At 60.5% G+C, this 20415-nt stretch carries 15 protein-coding genes and 1 riboswitch; of the genes, 8 read left to right on the plus strand and 7 right to left on the minus strand.

Annotated elements, in window-relative coordinates; translation table 11 throughout:
* Positions 1-153: 153 nt before the first annotated feature.
* Together ASD32_RS03155 and ASD32_RS03160 are read right to left on the minus strand one after the other, a co-directional pair.
* Positions 154-906 carry a crotonase/enoyl-CoA hydratase family protein gene (locus ASD32_RS03155; protein WP_060636532.1) on the minus strand — a complete coding sequence of 251 codons (753 nt, stop codon included), beginning with the start codon at positions 904-906 and terminating at the stop codon, positions 154-156.
* Between the two features lie 30 nt (positions 907-936).
* Positions 937-2718: an acyl-CoA dehydrogenase gene (locus ASD32_RS03160; protein ID WP_060636448.1), complete on the minus strand. Its 1782-nt coding sequence runs from the start codon at positions 2716-2718 to the stop codon at positions 937-939.
* A 205-nt stretch (positions 2719-2923) separates the two neighbouring features.
* Here ASD32_RS03160 and ASD32_RS03165 point away from each other — a divergent pair, with 205 nt between their 5' ends.
* On the plus strand, positions 2924-3916 hold the full coding sequence (locus ASD32_RS03165) for a transporter (RefSeq protein ID WP_060636533.1): 993 nt from the start codon (positions 2924-2926) through the stop codon (positions 3914-3916).
* A 72-nt stretch (positions 3917-3988) separates the two neighbouring features.
* On the opposite strand, the gene ASD32_RS03170 is transcribed toward ASD32_RS03165, so the two are convergent.
* Positions 3989-4438, minus strand: a complete 450-nt coding sequence (locus tag ASD32_RS03170) for a BA14K family protein (protein WP_060636449.1) — start codon at positions 4436-4438, stop codon at positions 3989-3991.
* Between the two features lie 154 nt (positions 4439-4592).
* Here ASD32_RS03170 and ASD32_RS03175 point away from each other — a divergent pair, with 154 nt between their 5' ends.
* The 3 genes from ASD32_RS03175 (at position 4593) to ASD32_RS03185 (ending at position 9233) form a co-directional block, all read left to right on the plus strand.
* Positions 4593-5606 (plus strand): GH25 family lysozyme, encoded by a 1014-nt coding sequence (locus ASD32_RS03175; protein ID WP_060636450.1) that lies wholly within the window; start codon positions 4593-4595, stop codon positions 5604-5606.
* Positions 5607-5735: 129 nt separating this feature from the next.
* Positions 5736-7406, plus strand: a complete 1671-nt coding sequence (locus ASD32_RS30915) for a calcium-binding protein (protein ID WP_060636451.1) — start codon at positions 5736-5738, stop codon at positions 7404-7406.
* Between the two features lie 204 nt (positions 7407-7610).
* The gene (locus tag ASD32_RS03185; protein WP_060636452.1) at positions 7611-9233 is read left to right on the plus strand and encodes a phosphoethanolamine--lipid A transferase; all 1623 of its coding nucleotides are present in this window, start codon (positions 7611-7613) and stop codon (positions 9231-9233) included.
* A 169-nt stretch (positions 9234-9402) separates the two neighbouring features.
* Here ASD32_RS03185 and ASD32_RS03190 read toward each other — a convergent pair whose 3' ends face one another.
* Both ASD32_RS03190 and ASD32_RS03195 read right to left on the minus strand, forming a co-directional pair.
* Positions 9403-10500 carry a hybrid-cluster NAD(P)-dependent oxidoreductase gene (locus tag ASD32_RS03190; protein ID WP_060636453.1) on the minus strand — a complete coding sequence of 366 codons (1098 nt, stop codon included), beginning with the start codon at positions 10498-10500 and terminating at the stop codon, positions 9403-9405.
* A gap of 1 nt (position 10501) precedes the next feature.
* The gene (locus ASD32_RS03195) at positions 10502-11752 is read right to left on the minus strand and encodes an aromatic ring-hydroxylating dioxygenase subunit alpha (RefSeq protein ID WP_060636454.1); all 1251 of its coding nucleotides are present in this window, start codon (positions 11750-11752) and stop codon (positions 10502-10504) included.
* Positions 11753-11877: 125 nt separating this feature from the next.
* Positions 11878-12076: riboswitch (cobalamin riboswitch) on the minus strand.
* A gap of 353 nt (positions 12077-12429) precedes the next feature.
* Between ASD32_RS03195 and ASD32_RS03200 the strand changes: the two genes are divergently transcribed.
* The 3 genes from ASD32_RS03200 to ASD32_RS03210 all read left to right on the plus strand — a co-directional run bounded on the left by ASD32_RS03200 (position 12430) and on the right by ASD32_RS03210 (position 15557).
* Positions 12430-13035: a DUF6656 family protein gene (locus ASD32_RS03200; protein WP_060636455.1), complete on the plus strand. Its 606-nt coding sequence runs from the start codon at positions 12430-12432 to the stop codon at positions 13033-13035.
* A gap of 109 nt (positions 13036-13144) precedes the next feature.
* Entirely contained in the window at positions 13145-14119 is a 975-nt protein-coding gene (locus ASD32_RS03205; RefSeq protein WP_060636456.1) for an L-threonylcarbamoyladenylate synthase, read from the plus strand.
* Between the two features lie 4 nt (positions 14120-14123).
* A complete protein-coding gene (locus ASD32_RS03210; RefSeq protein WP_060636457.1) occupies positions 14124-15557 on the plus strand; it encodes an FAD-binding oxidoreductase in 1434 nt (477 codons plus the stop codon).
* A gap of 9 nt (positions 15558-15566) precedes the next feature.
* Here the strand turns inward: ASD32_RS03210 and ASD32_RS03215 are convergent, their stop codons facing one another.
* Positions 15567-18173, minus strand: a complete 2607-nt coding sequence (locus tag ASD32_RS03215; RefSeq protein ID WP_060636458.1) for a DUF1217 domain-containing protein — start codon at positions 18171-18173, stop codon at positions 15567-15569.
* Between the two features lie 349 nt (positions 18174-18522).
* Between ASD32_RS03215 and ASD32_RS03220 the strand changes: the two genes are divergently transcribed.
* Complete coding sequence (locus ASD32_RS03220; RefSeq protein ID WP_060636459.1) at positions 18523-19089, plus strand: DUF6101 family protein; 567 nt, start codon at positions 18523-18525, stop codon at positions 19087-19089.
* Positions 19090-19399: 310 nt separating this feature from the next.
* Here the strand turns inward: ASD32_RS03220 and ubiA are convergent, their stop codons facing one another.
* Positions 19400-20359, minus strand: coding sequence for a 4-hydroxybenzoate octaprenyltransferase (gene ubiA, locus ASD32_RS03225; protein ID WP_060636460.1), 960 nt, complete (start codon positions 20357-20359; stop codon positions 19400-19402).
* Between the last annotated feature and the right edge of the window lie 56 nt (positions 20360-20415).

Genomic DNA, 20415 nt, shown 5'->3' on the forward strand with positions numbered 1-20415 from the left:
TGGCTCTGTGGCCTCAAGGGAAATGAATGATCTCCCCCCTTGAGGGGGAGATGTCACGCAGGTGACAGAGGGGGGTGAAGCGGCAAATTCCGAGTTCGCGGCCCCCTCATCCGCCCTTCGGGCACCTTCTCCCCGGCGGGGAGAAGGGGAAGATCAACGGCGCATGAAGGCTTCGAAGGCGGCGCGGGCTTCGGGGCTTTTCAGCTGGGCGGCGAAATGCTTGGCTTCCTCGTCGATGCGCGCCAGCACGTCGGAGCGGTCGCCGCGGATAAGATTGCGGGCGATGCGGAGTGCTTCCGGTGGCTTTTTCGCAAGGTTGGCGGCGAGCGCCAGCACCTCTTCCTCGATCGCATCGGCACCGGCGATCTTCCAGATCAGCCCGGCGTCCTGCGCCTCAGCGGCGGTGAACGGCTCGCCGGCGGCGAGAAGCGCAAAGGCGCGCTGATGGCCGGCAATGCGCGGCACGAGCAGGCTGGAGGCAGCTTCCGGCACCAGCGCCAGATCGACGAACGGCGTCCTGAAGGTCGAACGCGCGGAGGCGATCGTCAGGTCGCAATGAAGATGGATGGTCGTGCCGATACCGATCGCCAGGCCGTCCACGCCGGAGACGATGGGTTTTGCGGCACTGGCGAGCGCCTTCAGGAACGTGATCACTTCCTCGCCCATCGATCCGCCCATGGCAAAGGCCATGAAATCGGTCATGTCGTTTCCGGCCGAAAAACAGCCGTCCGTGCCGAGAAAGGCGGTGACGCGGATGGCATCATCGGTTCCGGCGACCGTCAGCGCATTGGCCATCTTGGCATACATGTCCCGCGTGATGGCATTCTTCTTGGCCGGGCGGTTGAAGCGGATCACCTGGACGCCGGGATAGGTTTCGGGCCGCTCGATCAGAACATCATCGGTCATATCCATCTCCTTCAATCAAGCCATTTTCAATCAAGCGAGCGCAATCCGGGCGGCGGCAAGGCTTGGCCCACCCGTGACAATGCCGTTTTTCAGCGCCGCCGTTTCGGCCAGAAGGTTTTCGGCGGCAAACCGGCAGAGCGCAATGCGGATGTCCCGGCCCCCGTCGCCGGCGTCGGCCAGCCCACCCTTGGCGAGATAGACGCCCGTCAGGGTCAGGCCGAACAGCCGCTGATAGGCGGTGGCGCCGGCAAGCGCATCCGCAGACGTGCCTTCGGCAAGCTGCGCCAAAAGCCATTCGGTCGCCTCTTCCAGATCGGCGATCGCATCGTCAAGACGGCTGCCGGTTTCGCCGAAACTGGCCAGATTGGAGGCGCCCACATCGGAGGCAACGGCTTTCAATTCGGCAATGAAGCCACGCACATGCGCGCCATCCGAGAGAGGAAGCTTGCGGGTGACGAGATCGATCGCCTGGATGCCGTTGGTGCCCTCATAGATCGGAGCGATCCGGGCGTCGCGCAGATAGCGCGCCGCACCCGTCTCCTCGATAAAGCCCATGCCGCCATGGACCTGAATGCCCATCGAGGCGGCATCGACGCCAACATCGGTGCCGAAGGATTTGGCGATCGGCGTGAGCAGGCTGGAACGCTCCTGCCAATGGCGGGCCTCGTCGCCTTGCGACACATGCGCCCGGTCGACCGCACGGGCACATGTAAGCGCGATGGCGCGGGCGCCCTGCGTCAGCGCCTTCATGGTGAGCAGCGTGCGGGCGATATCCGGATGCTCGATGATCGGGCTCATGCCCGTGCCCTTCCAGCCCGGCGCCTTGCCCTGCGTGCGGTCGCGGGCATAATTGAGCGCATGCTGGGTGGCCGCATCGGCCATGGCCACGCCCTGTATGCCGACGGCAAGCCGCGCATTGTTCATCATCGTGAACATGCAGTTGAGGCCCTTATTCTCCTCGCCGACGAGATAGCCGACGGCCCCCTTCTCGTCGCCGAACCGGCCGTCGCCATAGACCATGGTGCAGGTCGGCGATGCATGAATGCCGAGCTTGTGTTCGAGCGAATGGCAGAACAGGTCGTTGCGGGCGCCCAGCGATCCATCCGCGTTGACGAGAAATTTCGGCACCAGGAACAGTGAGATACCGCGCGTTCCCTCCGGCGCGCCGGCGATCCGCGCGAGAACCAGATGGACGATGTTGCCGGTGACCTCGTGGTCGCCCCAGGTGATGAAGATCTTCTGGCCGAAAATCCGGTAGGTGCCGTCGTCGCGGCGCTCGGCGCGCGTTTTCAAAACACCGAGATCGGAGCCGGCATGCGGCTCCGTCAGGTTCATCGTGCCGGTCCATTCGCCGGAGATCATCCTGGCAAGGAACGTTGCTTTCAGGTCTGCGGACCCATGTTTTTCCAGCGCATCGACGGCACCCATGGTCAGCATCGGCGCCAGCGCAAAGGCCATCGAGCCGGCATTCCAGAATTCCATGGCCGCGATATGCAGCATATGCGGCAGCGCCTGGCCGCCGAATTCCTCGGGCGCGGTCAGGCTGTTCCAGCCGCCTTCCGCCCAGTTGCGGTAGAGTTCGGCCCAGCCTTCCGGTACCTGAACCTGGCCATTGACCAGCTTGGAGCCCTGCTTGTCGCCGATATCGGCAAGCGGCGCGACCTCTTCTGTCGCAAAACGGCCGGCTTCGCCGACAATCGCGTCGACCAGGTCCTCGTCGAGATCGCCGAAAATGCCGCCGGCGAGGTCCTCACTCAGCCCGGCCACATGTTTCAGCGTGAATAGAATTTCCTCAACCGGTGCCTTGTACATCGCCGTCTCCTCCTGCACTCACCTGACAACATTGCCATGCATCCGTCCAGCAATGGCTTTCAGTCCTGGTCCCGAAATTATTGATTTTTACGTAAACGTCAATATTCGATTGGCGATGCTTATCCAAGCGGGCGCGCAAGTCTGTAACAAAACTGTCATGAAACCCGCATACAGCGAAGTCTGGCCTCTGCCGGGATCCTGCCGCATGAATCTGATTTCCTCCGAAATACCGGGGCTCGTCTGGGCCTATCGCTTCTTGCCGGGCGAAAGCCGCTGCGCGCGGATCGCAGCCGATTCGTCGATCGACGCGCTGATGGAGGGCGACGGCTGGGTCTGGCTGCATCTGGCACTGAGCGATGCGCGCACCCCTGCTTTGATCGAGCGCATCACCACCTTGCCGCAAAATGCGCTCTCGACCTTGACCAGCCATGACACGCAGGCCGCCGTCACCATTTCAGACAATATGGTCTACGGCACGCTGGTCGATTTCGAGCGCACCTTCGATGCGGAGACCAAAACCATCGGCTGGCTGCATTTTGCCGTCACTGAAAAGATCATCATCACCACGCGGCTGCATCCGCTGCGCAGCATCGACCGGGTCAAGGCCGCCGTCGAGAAGAATGCCCGCTGCGCCCGGCCGATCGACCTGTTCGAGATGATGGTGGTCGAATTCCAGCGCACGCTGATCAGCCTGGTGCTGGAACTGACCGAAGAACTTAATATCATCGAGGACGATGTCTATGGCGAGGCTGGTCACAACCACCAGCCGCGTCTGGCACCGCTGCGGCGAACTGCCGTGCGGCTGCACCGGCACCTGCGCACCTTGCTGGCCCTGTTGCGGCGCGCCAGCACATCGGAGGAGGACGAAGTTCCCGATGGCTTCATCGATGGTGCAGAGCGGCTGTCGGACAGACTGGAAGCGGTGGATCGCGATGTCTTCGCGCTACAGGAACGCGCCCGGCTTCTGCACGAGGAGATCGACAGCAAGCTCTCGTCCGAGACCAACCGGCATCTCTATATTCTCTCGCTGATGACAGCTTTCCTCTTGCCGCCCACGCTGGTCACAGGCTTTTTCGGCATGAACACCAGCGGGCTGCCCTTTGCCGAGGGCATTCACGGCACGCTGCTGGCCGGTTTCTTGATCATGATGTCGATGGGTGTGGCCTGGACGATCCTGAAGAGGATCGGGATTCTCTGATAGCCCCCACATCACAAAAAAAAGGCCGGAGACAAAGCCCCGGCCTGAAATTGTGCTGATCGAAGTGTAAGCTCAGTAAGGTGAATTGCACTGGCGGCGTGGGCCGTTGTTGGGCTGATAGGTGTTGTCGTAGGCGCGGTAGCTGCGATAGCGGTTGGCGCACCATTCGACATGGCTTCCACCATAACGCATGGGAGGCTGGGCAACCGCACCGCCGATGATCGCGCCGGCTGCGAAGGCGCCGAGCGGGAACCATGCGCCATTGTACTGGCGGTAGCCCGGACGGTAGCGGTTATAGCCGCGATGACCGTTGTAATAGGAGTATCCGCCCCGGCGGTAATAGCCCCGGCGATTGAAGTCGCCGTCACCACGGCGGCGGTACTGAACGGAATCAGCGTCGGTGACGCGCTCCGCCTTGACCGGAACAGGAATACGCGTGAAGGCCTGCGACGGCGTGAACGAGGTGGCTAGCAAAACGGCTGACAGCGCCAGCGATGCCACTTTTAAATTGAAAACACCCATCGGGTTCCTCCATCACTTGCTATTGGACTGCATTGTCGTGGGGTGGAACGATTTCAGGTTGTTTTTGTTCCGCCCGCCAGCAATTAAACAGCGCAATGCGTTGCGCGCCCGGCATGTTAACGCTTGGTAAACCATCTTTCCGCACCCTCCCTGGATGGAAAAGCGCCGGAAAGCACATTTGGGCAGGTTTTTCCGCCTCGCCGCATGCCTCGGCGTTGCGTTGCTTTTCGGCGGCGGTCTTCTTGCGCCATTGAAACAGGCGCTGGCCCGCGATCTCATGCCCTGGAAAACTGCCAGCCACGCGCTTGTCATCGACGCCTATGAGCTGAACATCATCGACTGGGACGCAATGCTGAAAGACAAGCGCATTGCCGGCTTCATCTCCAAGGCATCGGACGGATTGCCGGAGAGCTTTGCCTGCACCGGTGATCACGCCGGTGATACCGTGGCGCACTGCAAGACGATGTGGCGCAAATATGCCGTCAGCCGCGAACTCTACCAGACACGGCGGCTCATCGCCCGGGCAAGCGGCCTGCTCTGGGGCGCCTATCATCTCGCCCGCCCCGGCAATCCGGTCGATCAGGCCAACCATTTCCTCGATTATGCCGACCCGCGCGACGACGAGCTGATGGTGATCGATATCGAGGGCATCGATCCGGAAAAATACATGTCGCTGGAAGACGCGGCGATTTTTGCCGGTCATATCAAGACCCGCACCGGCCGCTATCCGATGCTCTACACCAATCACGCTACCGCCACCTATATCGCCGCCAACCGCGACCGGTTCCCGCTCCTGTCACGCCTACCGCTCTGGTATGCCCGCTACAAGCCGGGCATCCGCAACGTCTTTCCGATGGGCAACTGGGATGACTATGCGCTCTGGCAATTCTCCGCCGCTCCCAATTGCGGCAAGCGGCATTGCCCCTACCGGGTGGCGGGTACGCTGAGCGATATCGACGTCAATGTGGCAGCGATGACTGCCGCAGCGCTGAAGACGGTCTGGGCGAAGGGCGAGCTGGTGCCAGAAAAGCCGATGGACAAACCGCTGATGATTGCGTCCGGAAAAGCCGAGTCTTTCTCAGGCTCCGGTTCCGGCCTTGGCACAAGCATCGACATGACCGTGACGGGGTCGATCGCCAAGACCTTCATACCCTTTGGCCTTCGCTAGAAATCGCTATTGTGGTGTTACCGCGAATTTACCATAAGAGCGGAAATGCAGTGTCCGGGATAACCTTGTTTACCCGTTTTGCCGTATGAGACGGTGAACCAAGTCAATGACACTGCACATGAAGAGCAGATGACCGAAAAGATCGTGATCAGCACCAACCGCACCACGCAGGTGACGGTTCTTGACACCGACAGCGAGTTTATCCTGAACAAGGGGATCACGCTGAGCACGGACGCGACTGCCATCCTCGCCACCGGCACGGCAACGCTGCGCAATTTCTACATCAACGGCACGGTGCTATCAGCCTCCAGCTACGCCTTCCAGTTCGGCACGGCTGAAGTGACCGACAGCAAGAGCCAGTTCGTCGTCAGCAAATCCGGCGTCGTCAAAGGCAGTGAATACGGCCTGAAGATCGACAGCGGCGGCCTGGAACTCATCAATGACGGTACGGTGGCGGCACGCCTGACAGCGATCACGATCGCTGCGGTATCGACCAAACTCGTCAATACCGGCCTGATCGATTCCTCGGCCGGCATCGGTATCGCCTCGTCCGGCAGCAATGCGGAAATCATCAATCACGGCACCACGCATGCGGCGCTGGACGTGGTGCAACTGCGCGGTGCCTCGGCTATTCTCACCAATAATGGCGAGTTGCGCTCCGACAAGGGCTCGGCGATCGTATCCAGCGGCAAATCGGCTGTTTTGACCAACCACGGCACCGCAACAGGCGTTGGGACGACCATCGCCTCCTCCGGCGCCAATGCGACGATCACCAATGACGGCGCTGTTATCTCGACCAAGGGCGGCGCGATCGCGGCATCGGGCGCTGTGGCGATCATCACCAATAGCGGCGACATCACCGCGCTGAAAAATGCCATCACGCTCACCGGCGATGACGGCAAGATCACTAATAACGGCCTGATCAAGGCCTCCGGCTATGCGATTGCCGTCTCGGCCGACGATACGATCATCACCAACAACAAGACGATCACGGCGGCCGGCGGCATCAAGGTGGCCGGCGCCGGCGAGACCGTGACCAATTACGGCACGATCACCGGGACGCAGGCATCGCTGGCCACGATCGATTTTTCGGCGGCAAGCAAATCGACCCTGCAGAATAGCGGCCTGATCAAATCGGCCGGCACTGCATTCCTGGGCGGCAATGGTGCCGATTCGCTCTTCAACAAGGGCACCATCACCGGCGACATCAAGCTGGGCAATGGCAACGACTATTTCGACGGCACCGGCGGCAAGGTCAACGGCACGATCTATGGCGGCAGCGGCAACGACGTCTATGTGATCAGCGACGCCAAGATCAAGATTTCGGAAAATGCCGGCGGTGGCACGGACCTCGTGAAATCGACGGTATCCTTCACGCTCGGCAACAATTTCGAGAACCTGACGCTGAATGGCGCGGCCGCCATCAATGCCACCGGCAACGCGCTGGCCAACCAGTTGCATGGCAATAGCGGCAAGAACGTCATCGACGGCAAGGCCGGAAACGATATTATCTGGGGTCATGGCGGCAACGATATCCTGACCGGCGGCGCCGGTGCCGACCAGTTCGTCTTTGCCACCAAGGACGGCAAGGACACGATCACCGATTTTGCGGCAACCGGCTCAAACCACGACATTCTCGACCTGACCGGGCTTGCCAGCATTACCGACTACAAGGACCTGGTTAAGAACCATATGAAACAGGTCGGCCACGACGTGTATATCGATGGCCTGAACGGCGACAGCATCCTGTTGAAGAACGTGAAAATGTCGGCACTGGATATCCACGACTTCCTGTTCTAGAGCCTCGCACTAGAAATGAGGCGCTGAGCGGGCGCCCCGAAATTGCCTTCATCGCGGCGTTTACCGGTTGTACAAACCGAACTGCAAAAGCTGCGAACGTTCAGGCTCCTGTCAGCAGGCGAGCGCAAGAAAAAGGGATCGTTACCCTCTTTGCCTTGATTGCCGGAGCCCATCTTGAATTTTCGCTCTCTCCAGCGGCCCAGCATGGGCAGCATACCGCTCAGCCTGCTTACCGTTCTCTTCATTCTGTGTTTCCAGAACCTGACGTTCTGGAATGAAGCCTTCTATGTCTTCGGCGGTTTCCACCTCAGCTTCTACACGTTCGTGGCGGCCATCAGCCTCCTGGTCTTTGCCGGCGTGGTGGTGTTTTCGGTCAAATACCTGATCAAGCCGGTTCTGGTCTTCCTGTTGATCGCAGGCGCGATGGCCTCCTACTACACGGATTTCTTCGGTGTGGTGATCGACAAGGAAATGATCCGCAACGCCGTGGTGACGACGCCGCAGGAAGCCGGTCCACTCATCACGTTCAAATTCCTCCTGCACATTTTCCTCTACGGTTTTCTGCCATCTGTAGTGGTCTGCCTGGTGCGGATCCGGCACCGTCCTTTCTTCGGCAAGTTTTTCGTCAATCTGGCGGTCATCTCGCTTTGCCTGGCGCTGTGCGTCGGGCTGATCGTCTCGAATTATTCGGGCATTTCCTCCAGCATCCGGCAGCATCGCGACATGATGGCCAAGCTGACGCCGTTTGCAGCGATTACCTCGGCGATTGGTCTGGGCGTCAGCACCTATCGCGAGATCGGCATCGTGCGGGCGCCGCTCGGCACCGATGCCAAGCTTGGCCCGCTCACGGCAAAGGCCAAAAAACCCGTCGTCACCATCATCGTCGCCGGTGAAACCGCACGCGCGATGAACTTTTCCCTTAACGGCTATGCGCGCGAGACCAACCCGGAGCTGAAGACGCTGGGAGTAACCAACTTCACCAAGACCAGCAGCTGCGGAACGGCAACCGCCGTATCCCTGCCGTGCATGTTTTCCGTCTATGGCCGCAAGGACTATAGCGACCGCAAGGGCCGCTCTACCGACACGCTGATGGACGTTCTGCGCCGCGCGGGCATTGACGGCTACTGGTGGGACAACAATACCGGCAGCAAGGGCATCGCCGATCTCATCAGCTTTGCCAGCCTGACCAAGCAGAAAAACAGTCCGCTCTGCAAGGAGGACGGCTGCCTGGACGATATTTTCCTGAGCAAACTTGATGAAAAGCTGGCCGGCACGACCAAAAACACCGTTATCGTGCTGCATCAGCTCGGCAGCCACGGCCCGTCCTATTATCAGCGTTATCCGGAGGAATTCCGCCGCTTCCAGCCGGATTGCCGCACGCCGCAGCTCTCCGATTGCTCACGCGAGGAGATCGTCAACGCCTATGACAATTCGATCCTCTACACCGATCACAACCTCGCCGAAGTCATCAAGCTTTTGAAGAAGCATCAGGATACGGTCGACGGGGCGATGATCTATATGTCCGATCATGGCGAATCGCTTGGCGAGAACGGCATGTTCCTGCATGGCGCGCCCTATATGTTCGCCCCTGTCGAGCAGACCCATGTGCCGTTCATCGCCTGGTTTTCCGACCAGTATGCCCAGCTGACAGGCCTTGATCGCGCCTGCCTCAAGGCCCGCGCCGACACGCCCACCTCGCACGACAATCTGTTTCATACCGTTCTGGGCATGATGGATGTCATGACCAAGGTCTACAATCCCGCACTGGATGTGTTTGCCGCCTGCCGCTCGAGCGCTGGTGCACCTGCGGCTGTGCCGGAATCCTGATGCAGTGAACCGGCCGATATCCCGGTTGCCGCTTGCCCCTCACCCTAGCCCTCTCCCCGCTTGCGGGGAGAGGGGACGACAGAGGTTGCCGCAGGTCCCTTCTCCCCGCGAGCGTGGAGAAGGTGCCCGGCAGGGCGGATGAGGGGCCGCCGTCCCCAAAAAGAGGCCATTACGCCTCGATCTGCACGTCTCCGATCGGGCGGGAACAGCAGGCCAGGATGTAGCCTTCGTCGATTTCGTCGTCGAGGATGCCGCCATTGTGGTTCATATCCACTTCCCCGGAAATCTTCATCACCCGGCAGGTGCCGCACAGCCCGCCCTCGCAGGCGGCGCCGATGCGCACGCCGGCGGAACGCGCCGTCTGCAGGATGGTCTGGCCGGGCTGACACTTGGCCTCCTTGCCGGCCATGGTGAAGGTGACGGTGGCAACCGCCGTCGCATCCGCTTCGCCGGCACCGGCGCGGATGGCAAGCTCTGCCGGATCCGGCGCATTGGCCGGCTGAAAGCTTTCCTCGTGATAGCGGTTCATGTCGAAACCGACGCTTTCCAGCATGGATTTGACGCCGCGCATGAACGGTTCGGGGCCGCAGCAGAACACGGTGCGCTCGCGGAAATCCGGCGCCAAGAGCGCCAGCTTCGATGTCTCGATGCGGCCACGCAGCCCGTGCCAGCTGTGGCGCGGCGCATGGGTCTCGACGATGAAGCCGAGATTGAGATTGGGCATGTTGCGGGAGATGTTTTCCAGCTCGTCGCGAAACAGCAGATCGTCGGGCTGGCGGGCGCAGGACAGGAACGAGACGTCCGTCTGCGGGGCACAATCGGCCATCCAGCGGGTCATCGACATCATCGGCGTGATGCCGGAACCCGCCGAGATGAACAGGTATTTTTCGCCGGGATGGCGCACGAAGGAGAAATCGCCGAGCGGGCCGAATGCCTTCAGCTTCATGCCCGGCTTCAGGTTTTCAAACATCCAGCGCGTGCCGATGCTGGATGCCTGGGCCTTGACGGTCACGGCGATGGAAAACGGCCGTGACGGGGTCGAGGACAGCGTATAGGTGCGCATCACCGGATCATCCGGCGTTACCGGCAGTTCAAGCGTGACGAACTGGCCCGGCAGGTAACGGAACCAGCTGTCCTTGTCGGCCTTGAAGCCGAACGTCATCACATCCGGCCCTTCGGCGGTGACGGAAATGCATTCCAGCAGTTGCTGGCGGTCGTTGAACGGCTGCAACTCGTCGAAGTGCCGGAAGGATGAGGCAATCGTCATGTCAGGCGACCCGGACCAGAGGGGTGGAGATGGACTTGCCCTTCAGGCGCTCGGCCATGAAGTTGGTGTACCACTCGACGAACTGCATCACGCCGCCTTCATGCTCCGGCGAATAGGGGCCGGGCTGATAGGCGGGCGAGCGGATGCCGAACGCGTTTTCCTCGACGATCTGGCGGTCCTGGTCGTTGGTCTCGGTCCAGACATGCGTCAGTTCGTCGATCGTATAGTCAACGCCTTCGACGGCATCCTTGTGCACCAGCCATTTAGTGGTGACCTGGGTGAGTTCGGGGCCAAGCGGCAGGACGCGGAAAGTGATGGCGTGGTCGGCCAGCACATGGTTCCAGGTGCTTGGATAATGGAACAGGAGCAGCGTGCCGATCTGGCTCTGATTGACATCATCAGACAGCTGGCGCTTGACGGCGCGTTTGCCGGACATGGTGTAGCTTTCGGCGCCTTCGATCAGCGGCATGCGGGCAACGCGGAACTGGCCGGTGTGATCGATCTTGAATTCGCTCGGCAGGCCGGAGGCTTCGCAATGGGCCCAATGGGCGGCGATGACCGGATCATCCTTGGCACCCTGCACGCCGGTGGCGGTCGGGGCTTCCGGATAGGTGCGGCAAAGCTCGGGGTGGTTTGCCGCGCAATGATAGCATTCGCGGTTGTTTTCCCAGACGAGCTTCCAGTTGCCCTTTTCGATGATCGTGCTTTCGAAGGCGACCTTGGTATCCTTCAGATTGTGCGGCGTCAGATAGGACGAGACCATGTCGCGCACCGGCTGGAAATCCATCGCCTCGTCAGCCAGGCAGATGAAGATGTAGCCGCCGATGGTTTCGCAATGGATTGGTTTCAGGCCGTGCTGGTTCTTGTCGAAATCCTCGCCCATCTGGCGGGCAAACAGAAGCTTGCCGTCCAGCTCATAGGTCCACTGGTGATAGGGACAGACAAGCTTGGCGGATGACCCCTTGGCACCGGCGCAGACGCGCGAGCCGCGGTGGCGGCAGGAATTGTGGAGCGCGCGCACGGTCCCCGCACGGTCGCGGACGATGACAACAGGATATTCGCCGACCTGCACGGTGACATAATTGCCGGATTTCGGGATTTCGCAGTCATGGCCGATGAACAGCCAGTCCTTGTACCAGATCTCCTCCATATCGAGCCTGTAGAGGTCCGGATCGGTATAGAAGGCCTGTTCGAGACTGTGGGTGTCCCGGCGGTTCGTCAATTTGCGGAGGACTTCACTGCGGAGATCCATGGTCATTTCCCTTGTGCTCGCCAACGTTCTTTTGAAGGTTGCCGCAGGCAGGAAAGGAACCGCCGCCGCGCCGGGAGAGCGCGTGGATATAGTGGTTCTCCTTCCGGCTGCCCGCCGCAACCCAGATATCAATTTCATCACAAGGCTGGTTTCCGGGCTCTGGAGCTGTCCTTGCGGACGATCCCGGCGCCTTCCCGGATTTCTCCAGTGGCCTTTTGCCGAGGTTTCGCTCCACCACCGTTGCGGGGGCAGCGCCGGATTTCGACCGGCTTCCCAATTCTCCGCCCTCCCTATAAAGGTGGCACCTTGAGTGTCTTCATCTAATCCTCACGCCCACGAAAACAGCCGCCGATTAACGACATCCGATTCCAGAATGACGACACGCAACAGATTGCGGGGAGGCAAGGCTCACCTGTCTATTTTATAAGCATAAACAAGGCGATCTGCCGGATTTGGATCAAAAGCCGGGTTTTCCGCACAACGCTTCGGCAATCGGCCAGGATACGGCCTCTTTGCGACATCGCCCGCCACACATACGCGCCTTGCCATGTGCCGGTTTCGCCACGAAAGATTGATGCGCCGAAAGACTGCATTAACCATAACCGGGTAGCCTCGTCGCATTCGCGATTAGCCCCGCAATGCGCGCCACGCATTCCACCGCAGTCTGGTAGAGGCCGATGTCAAACTTGAGATATTTCGATGCCGCCAAGGTCAAGGAGCCGGCCCCCTCGCCGAAGGCGGCGATCTATACCGAATTCCTGCGCACCGGGCGGATCAACCGGAACCATCAGCAATGGAGCGCGGCCGAAAAACGTTACCTGACCCATCAGGAAGTGGCTGTCCGCACCGGCAAGAAGCTCGAGGCCGCCGGCACGGTTACGCATGACCGGATCAACGGTTTCCATCGCTCGATCCGCTTTCCGAAACTGCTGTTTCACCGCACGCTCGCCGACAGCCCGCATCTCGGCTATTGCCATGTCACCGCCGCCAGAACCCGCTTTGCCAAATTCGAGGATGTGCGCTGGTCGTTCTATATCGCCAATTTCTTCTCCGATATCGGCGACGACCAGCATTTCTTCGAGAAGATCAAGCTCGGCTATTCGCGGATGTATTTCGCTGTCGCAACCGAGATGGATGCCGAGGCCGGCAAGCTGACCGTCAATCGCGCCGTGCATGACAACGGGCTGCTGTTTCGCACCCGCGACCCCAAGGAAGCGCTGAAGAACGTGCTTTTGCTCGGCGCGCGCAATGCCGAGCTTCGCAAGATCATTGGCAGCCTCTGACCGCATCAGCCTTCGAATGCGCTTGGCAATACCCGGCCTTGCGCTGTAAGGAAACGCCATCGCGCCTGCCTGTCTTTCGTAAGAGGGCGCATTGACGTTTGGAAGTTTGATGGCCCTGATCATAGACACGCGGACCGAGCCGGACCGGGCCCTGACAATCGCTTGCGAGATGCTGGGCGAAGGCCTGCCGGTGGCGATCCCGACCGAGACGGTCTATGGACTGGCGGCAGACGCCACCAATCCTGATGCCATCAGCCGCATCTATGAAATGAAGGGCCGCCCGCGCTTCAATCCGCTGATCTGCCATGTCTCGGATTTCGCGATGGCCGAGGCCTATGTCAGCTTCGATCCGCTGTCGCGGCAACTGGCCGAAGCCCTCTGGCCCGGACCGCTGACCCTGATCCTGGCGTTGAAGCCAAACAGTGGCGTACACCCGCTGGCCTCGGCCGGTCTCGATACGCTGGGCATCCGCATGCCGGACGGATTTTCCCGGCAGGTGATTGCCCGGTTCGGCAAACCCTTGGCAGCGCCCAGCGCCAACACATCCGGCAAAATCAGCCCGACCAGCGCTGCGCATGTCGAGGCCGATCTTGGCGGCAAGCTGGCGTTGATTCTCGACGCCGGCGCTGCCGAAATCGGCTTGGAATCGACCATCATCAAGGTGGAAGGCGACGACATCCGGCTGCTGCGGCCCGGTGGCCTGGATGCCGCCGAGATCGAGGCGCTGACCGGCAGGACCGTCACACGGCCGCAAGCGGCGGGAGCCGTGATCGAGGCGCCGGGCATGCTGGCATCGCATTACGCGCCGGGTGCTGCCGTGCGGCTGAACGCTACGGATGTCAAAGCCGGTGAAGCGCTGATCAAATTTGGCGGCACGCCGTTGGCCGGCGAGGAGAACGCCGTTGTCATCCTCGACCTAAGCCCATCGGGAAACCTGCGCGAAGCGGCTGCCAACCTGTTTGCCTTCATGAAACGGGCCGATGCGTCCGGCGCCAAGACCATTGCCTTTGGCGTGATCCCCAGCGAGGGCCTCGGCGAGGCCATCCTCGACCGCATCGAACGCGCTGCCGCACCACGGGAATGAGCCTATGACCAACACCCTGCCCTCCGCCGATCTGATCGCCCGCTTTACCGCCATCGTCGGCGCCGCCAACGCGCTGACGGATGAGGCGGATATTGCGCCCTATCTCGTCGAATCCCGTGGTCTCTACAAGGGCAATGCACCATTGGTGCTGAAGCCCGGCAGCGTTCAGGAGGTATCGCAAATTCTCAAGCTTGCCAGCGAAACCGGTGTGGCGATCGTGCCGCAGGGCGGCAATACCGGCCACGTGGCGGGGCAGATTCCGCGCACGGGCGCCCAGGATATCGTCCTGTCTCTGGCACGGCTGAACCGCATCCGCGATATCGACCCCGTCGGCAATGTCATCGTTGCCGATGCCGGCTGCATTCTCGCCGATATCCAGAAGGCGGCGGAGGCCCATGACCGGCTGTTTCCCCTCTCGCTCGGCTCGGAAGGATCCTGCCGGATCGGCGGCAATCTTTCCACCAATGCCGGAGGCACCGCCGTGCTTGCCTATGGCAATATGCGGCAACTGTGCCTGGGCCTCGAAGTGGTCTTGCCAACAGGGGAAATCTGGGACGGGCTGCGGCGCTTGAAGAAGGACAATACCGGCTACGACCTGCGCGATCTGTTCATCGGCGCCGAAGGCACGCTGGGCATCATCACCGGCGCGGTGCTCAAACTGTTTCCGCAGCCGCGCGGCCATCAGGTTGCCTTTGCCGGCCTGAAAAGTGTCGAGGATGCGCTTGCCCTGTTCGACAAGGCCTCAAGCCTGTGCGGTCCGGCGCTCACCGGTTTCGAACTGATGCCGCGCCTGGGCGTCGAATTCACCGTAAAGCATATTCCCGGCGTGCGCGACCCGATGGAGACGGTGCATGCCTGGTACGCGTTGATCGACATTTCGACCGCCGATTCAGCCGAAAGCGCCGAACGGATGATGCAGGCGGTGCTCGAAACCGAAATCGCCAGCGGCCTGATCGAAAATGCGGTTGTCGCCACCAGCGAGGCGCAGCGCAAGAGCCTGTGGCACATGCGCGAAAGCATGTCGCCGGCGCAAAAGCCGGAAGGCGGGTCGATCAAGCATGACGTCTCGGTGCCGGTCTCCAGCATTCCGGCCTTTATGGCGCAAGCCGATGCGGCCGTGATGAAGGCCATTCCTGGCGCCCGCATCTGCTCGTTCGGCCATATGGGCGACGGCAATATCCACTACAACATCTCGCAGCCCATCGGCGCCGACAAGGATCAGTTCATCGGCCGCTGGCGCGAGATCAACGCGATCGTTCACGGCATCGTCCTGTCGTATAACGGCTCGATCTCTGCCGAACACGGCATCGGCCAGCTGAAGCGCGACGAATTGGCAGACGTCCGCCCGGCGATCGAGATCGACCTGATGCAGCGGATCAAGCACGCGTTCGATCCGGCCGGGATCATGAACCCCGGCAAGGTGCTGAAGGCTGATTGATATCCGGTATCAGAAGCCGCCCAGGCGCAGCTGCGACAGGCTGAACAGCGTATCGGCGCTGATGCCGCCACCACCACCGCCCGACAGGATCAGCTGGGCAGCGGAAATATCGACATTGTTTTCGACGTCGTAAAGGGCTGTGAAGCGCAGCAGCAGCTTTTCCAGCTTGTCCGGATCCTGCAGGTCTTTCACGTCGAGCAGCCGGTTGATATAGGCATATTGCACATCGACATCGGCACTCGACATGGCCTCGGGGATGCTGAATGTGGTCTGGATAACCTGCAGAAGGGCGCTGTCGGCCAGAAGATCGTAAGCGGTGTTGATGCCGCTTGCCTGACGCCGGAAATAGAGTGCAAGCCGCACGCCGGCATTGTCCTCGCCCCTTTGCTGCTCCAGGGTCTGGTTGAGATAAAGATCTTCCGTCTCGAGCAGGCCGCGCTTGGTCTGGATGCCCAGTTCGGGGCGGGCGAGCTCCCCCTTGCTGTCGAAATTGTAGGAGGCGACGAGTTCCTTGTAGATCGTCGTGTCCGGCTCCTTGTTGATGAAGCTGTCCGGATCGCTGAAATCGGACTGAAACATCTTGCGGACGTGGTCGGTCGACACTTTTTCCGGATCCAGCCCGGCGGAAACAAGCACGAAATCGACCAGGCGCCGGTTGGACAGGAGCTCGTCGAGGGATTTGACCTTCGAAATCTCGGCGCTGTAATATTTCGCTTCCTCGGTCGCCTTGGTCTTGACGTCCTCGGTCGCGAAACGGCTCTTTTCGATGACATAGGACTTGGCGGTGTTGAGGATTTCGGATTCGGCCTGCGCCAGCATCGGCACGCCGGCCGATCCGTCCGCATTGAAATTGAACGCCTTTGCCAGCTGCAGATAGCGGTCGTCCTTCAGCGTATAGACATAGCTCTTCGGATCGGTGAGATCGCTGGTCAGCACTCTCCTGATCTTGCGCGCCGTATCGCTTTCGTTTTCAAGGCCGACCGCAGTCAGCGCCAGTTTCATGATCTTGGTGTCTGCAATCAGATCATCGACATTGGAGACGATCTTCATCAGGCTCTTGAAGGAATTGATCAGGGTCGCGTCAGCCGCTTCGTCGGCATCGTTATAGCGCACCATGTAATTGTCGGAGGTCGTCTTGATCTGCGCCGCCGTCTGCGGCTTGTCGCCGGCGGCGAGCGTCCCGTCCGTCTGGAAGTTGAACGCGGCCCGCAAGGTCTTGTAGGCGGCATTGTATTCGCCGCCCTTGGTGTTGACGTAGCTTGCCGGGTCATTGGGATCGCTGGTCAGAATGCTTTCGAGCATCGTGACCGTGGTGCTCGACGGCAGGCCGAAGGCCGTGAGGATATAGGAATAGAGCCGGCTGTCACCCTTGATCTGCGCGACCGTGGTGACGTTGGCGATCGTTTCCTCATAATAGGCCTTGTGCAGCACGGCGACCGAGTTCGTCGCGCGCGGCGCCTTGTAGGCGTAGACTTCCTGCGTCGCCTTGCGGCTGTCTGCCGCCTGCGCCGTTCCGCCCGACGGCACGGAGCCATCCGCTGCGAAATCATACATCAGGGCCAGGTCCTTGAAGACGGCGATCCGCGCGATCGTGGCGGTGCTTTCCTGCTGTTTGGTCTGCAGGTCGGTGGCGTAGAAATTCACGCCCTTCATGGTTTTCAGCGCGGTCTGGCGCTCGTCGATCTCAGCCTGGAACGCAGCCTTCTCGGCCTCGGTGACATCTGGCTGGTTCATCTGCGTGCGCAGATCGCGGATTTCAGCCTCGACGCCGGCATAGGCATCGATATTGGAGGTCATCTCCGGGAAAGCGGCATTGATGGTGGCAATATTGTTCTGCAGCGTGGTTTTTTCCGCCTGCAGCGTCACCTTGTCTTCATCCGATGTGTCGGGCCGCGCGAGCAGAGCATCGATATTGGTGATGCGCGTCTGCGACTGGACACGGCTCGACAGGGCTGAAAGCGCCTGGTCGGACGAGGCCTTAGTGGCGATTGCCGCGTCCAGCGCGGGTGCGAAATTGGTGTTGAAGTAGCTGTTGGGATCGTTGAGATCGCTCGTCAGCGCGCCGCGCACCTGGGCATAGTTGAAATATTTCGCGTCAACGCCGAAGACCTGAAACGTGTAGGACCGTAACCTGTCATTCTGCAGGAGCTGGTCCACGTTGGTGATCGTGTCCATCATTGTATCGTAGTAGCGCGTCTCCTGGACCATCTTTGTATCGATGTTGGAGACTGACTGATTATACAGGCCGATCAGCGCGTCTTCCTGTGCATCACTTTGGACCACCTCGGTCGACTGGGAGAAACTGAATGCCCTGGCGAAATTCTGGTAGCGGTCATCCGTCAGCATATTGGCGTAGCTGTTGTCGTCGCTAAGGTCGCTCTCCAGCACCTTTCGCATGAAGGCCTTGGCATAAGTCATGTCTTCCAGGCCATGTGCCTTCATGGCATAGGCATAGAGCCTGTAGTCGCCGAGGAACTCGTCGATCGAGGTGACGTTGCCGATATTGGCCTTGTAATACTCGGTTTCGCGGGCGACCAGCGTCTGCTGCGCGGTCCGCTGAAGACTGGTCTTCATGTCGCGCGTGAGGAGGTTGTAGTCGATGTAGGTGGAAACCATTGCCGCTCTGCCGATCGCCTGAAACCGCCCGGCGCCAAGGGGCAACGACGGACGCAATGCCGCGCAGTGCGGCCATATTAAGAGACACCATCGCCGGTCTTGCTTGTGCGTGGCTTTTCCTCACCCCGGCGGCGCGGGATTGGGGGATCGGCAAAATTCTGCCGATTTTCTTCAGATTTGAGAAACCCTGCTGCGTTGGCCTTTGCTAACCATCAGGAAATGCAAAGTTTTTTAACTGCGATTTTTAAGTGGTCTCAAACCCGGCCCGCCTATCCTTGGCTCACAGAGGACGAAAAGTCCCGACGAGAAGACCGGGAACCGGCTCTCAAGGAAAACAAGGGCGATTGAAATGCTAAAGACACTTTCCCAACCGGCTTGGGTTGAAACCACACTGCGACTGGATCCGAAGCGCTTTCCCCAGCAGGCAAGCTACACCTTGCACGGACAGTCCAGCAATGTCACCATAAGCCTGGACGAGCGTGGAGCTGTCCTGCGCAAGGTTTTGCCATCCAGCGGCCTGCCGCTGTCGATCGCCCTGCCGGCCCGCGCTTTCAAAGGCGTGGCCGCCCGTGCCATCGACCATGGAGACGGAGAAGTGACTGTGACGCTTGAACTGCATCATGACGACCCTGATCTCTGCATCCCACTTCTGGTTGCCCACGATCTTTCCGACATTGCCGCCGACTGGCGCACCTGGTCGGAAGCCTACCGGATCCCGATGCTGATGGTCGAAGCCGACGGCGTCGCCCGCCCGCTGGAAGAGCATCTCGGCGAAGTCCGCACCCGCGATATCAAGCCGCGCCGCCGCCACTCTCTGTTCAACGACCGCCGCCCGCGCTTCCTGATGCGCCGCGCGACCGGCAGCCTGGGTGTCAACATGAAGATCGACGGCCGCGAGATCATCGCCCGTAACTGAGTTTCGACACAATCTTAAAGCCTTCCTCCAGTGCAAACGACCGGCTGTCCCTGCAGCCGGTTTTTTGTTTGTGTTTTCAGCTACTTAGCAAGCCTCTGAAAAACCCCGGAAGCGCCTTCTTGATGCCACAGGCAGACAGCACATTGCCCGCACGAGAAGGAGACAGATCATGCGCACATTCATCCTTGCGGCCATTGCCGCCTTTTCCGCCCGCTTTGCCAGAACAAAGAAGACCCGCGAGAAGGACATGAGCTGGGCTTAAGCCTCGACATACTTTGCCCACTGCCCTCCGGCCATCCGGAGGGTTTTTTTATGCAAGCCGAACAATCAGGGCTGCACAAAGGCTAACAAACAGGATCAGCCCGACGACGTTGTTGAACTTGAACAGCGTCAGGCATTGGGCGGCATCGTGGATGTCGAGCACGAGGATCTGATAGAACAGAAGTACGGCTGCCATCAGAAGTCCGAGATAGGCAAGCAGCCCGGCGCCAGCCAGCGCAAACGCCACGAACAGCAGCAGGATGGTCATACCGTACAGCGCAAAGAGCCAAGGGCGCGGACGATCGCCGAAGCGCCGCGCCGTTGAGCGCACGCCGATCAGTTCGTCATCCTCCTTGTCCTGATAGGCATAGATCGTGTCGTACCCCACCGTCCAGGCGATGGCTGCGGCGTAGAGGACAACCGGGGCCAGCGCGATCGAGCCGAATTCCGCTGCCCAGCCCATGATCGCGCCCCAGGAAAAGGCAAGGCCGAGGAAGAATTGCGGCCAGTCGGTAAAGCGCTTGGCAAACGGATAGACGGCGACGAAGATCAGCGAGAAGATGCCAAGGCCAATGGAAAAGCCGTTGAACTGCAAGAGCACGATCAGCCCGGCAAGCGCCTGCAGCACCATGAAAACCTTCGCCTGCAACCGTGTGACACGGCCCGACGGCAGGGGCCGCGAGCGGGTGCGCGCCACCTCCATGTCGATGTCATGGTCGATGATGTCATTATAGGTACAGCCGGCGCCGCGCATGGCGACAGCGCCGATGAAGAACAGCAGAAGATGGAAGACGAAGCGGCCGGCCGAAAACGTGCCGAGCGCCGCCGCCGCGTTGGCGGCAAGTGCCGCCGACCAGAAGCAGGGCCACATCAACAGTTGCCAGCCGATCGGCCGGTCCCAGCGGGCAAGCTGCGCATAGGGCCAGAGCGGCCTTGGCAGCACGCGGTACACCCAGTTGTTGGACGGCGCATCGTAGACGCGCCCGGAATCGGCAGGACGTGTGGTCATGCCGATTGTTTGCAGCGCCAGCGGCCGCCGGTCAAGCTGGCAGACCGCCGCATGGC

It is taken from the genome of Rhizobium sp. Root483D2 (genome assembly GCF_001426685.1).
GTDB classification, from domain to species: Bacteria; Pseudomonadota; Alphaproteobacteria; order Rhizobiales; family Rhizobiaceae; genus Pararhizobium; species Pararhizobium qamdonense.

Excerpts from the sequence above, each read along its gene's own strand:
- ASD32_RS03155 (WP_060636532.1), bottom strand. The coding sequence starts at position 906 with ATGACCGATGATGTTCTGATCGAGCGGCCCGAAACCTATCCCGGCGTC.
- ASD32_RS03160 (WP_060636448.1), bottom strand. The coding sequence starts at position 2,718 with ATGTACAAGGCACCGGTTGAGGAAATTCTATTCACGCTGAAACATGTG.
- ASD32_RS03165 (WP_060636533.1), top strand. The coding sequence starts at position 2,924 with ATGAATCTGATTTCCTCCGAAATACCGGGGCTCGTCTGGGCCTATCGC.
- ASD32_RS03170 (WP_060636449.1), bottom strand. The coding sequence starts at position 4,438 with ATGGGTGTTTTCAATTTAAAAGTGGCATCGCTGGCGCTGTCAGCCGTT.
- ASD32_RS03175 (WP_060636450.1), top strand. The coding sequence starts at position 4,593 with ATGGAAAAGCGCCGGAAAGCACATTTGGGCAGGTTTTTCCGCCTCGCC.
- ASD32_RS30915 (WP_060636451.1), top strand. The coding sequence starts at position 5,736 with ATGACCGAAAAGATCGTGATCAGCACCAACCGCACCACGCAGGTGACG.
- ASD32_RS03185 (WP_060636452.1), top strand. The coding sequence starts at position 7,611 with ATGGGCAGCATACCGCTCAGCCTGCTTACCGTTCTCTTCATTCTGTGT.
- ASD32_RS03190 (WP_060636453.1), bottom strand. The coding sequence starts at position 10,500 with ATGACGATTGCCTCATCCTTCCGGCACTTCGACGAGTTGCAGCCGTTC.
- ASD32_RS03195 (WP_060636454.1), bottom strand. The coding sequence starts at position 11,752 with ATGGATCTCCGCAGTGAAGTCCTCCGCAAATTGACGAACCGCCGGGAC.
- ASD32_RS03200 (WP_060636455.1), top strand. The coding sequence starts at position 12,430 with ATGTCAAACTTGAGATATTTCGATGCCGCCAAGGTCAAGGAGCCGGCC.
- ASD32_RS03205 (WP_060636456.1), top strand. The coding sequence starts at position 13,145 with ATGGCCCTGATCATAGACACGCGGACCGAGCCGGACCGGGCCCTGACA.
- ASD32_RS03210 (WP_060636457.1), top strand. The coding sequence starts at position 14,124 with ATGACCAACACCCTGCCCTCCGCCGATCTGATCGCCCGCTTTACCGCC.
- ASD32_RS03215 (WP_060636458.1), bottom strand. The coding sequence starts at position 18,173 with ATGGTTTCCACCTACATCGACTACAACCTCCTCACGCGCGACATGAAG.
- ASD32_RS03220 (WP_060636459.1), top strand. The coding sequence starts at position 18,523 with ATGCTAAAGACACTTTCCCAACCGGCTTGGGTTGAAACCACACTGCGA.
- ubiA (WP_060636460.1), bottom strand. The coding sequence starts at position 20,359 with ATGACCACACGTCCTGCCGATTCCGGGCGCGTCTACGATGCGCCGTCC.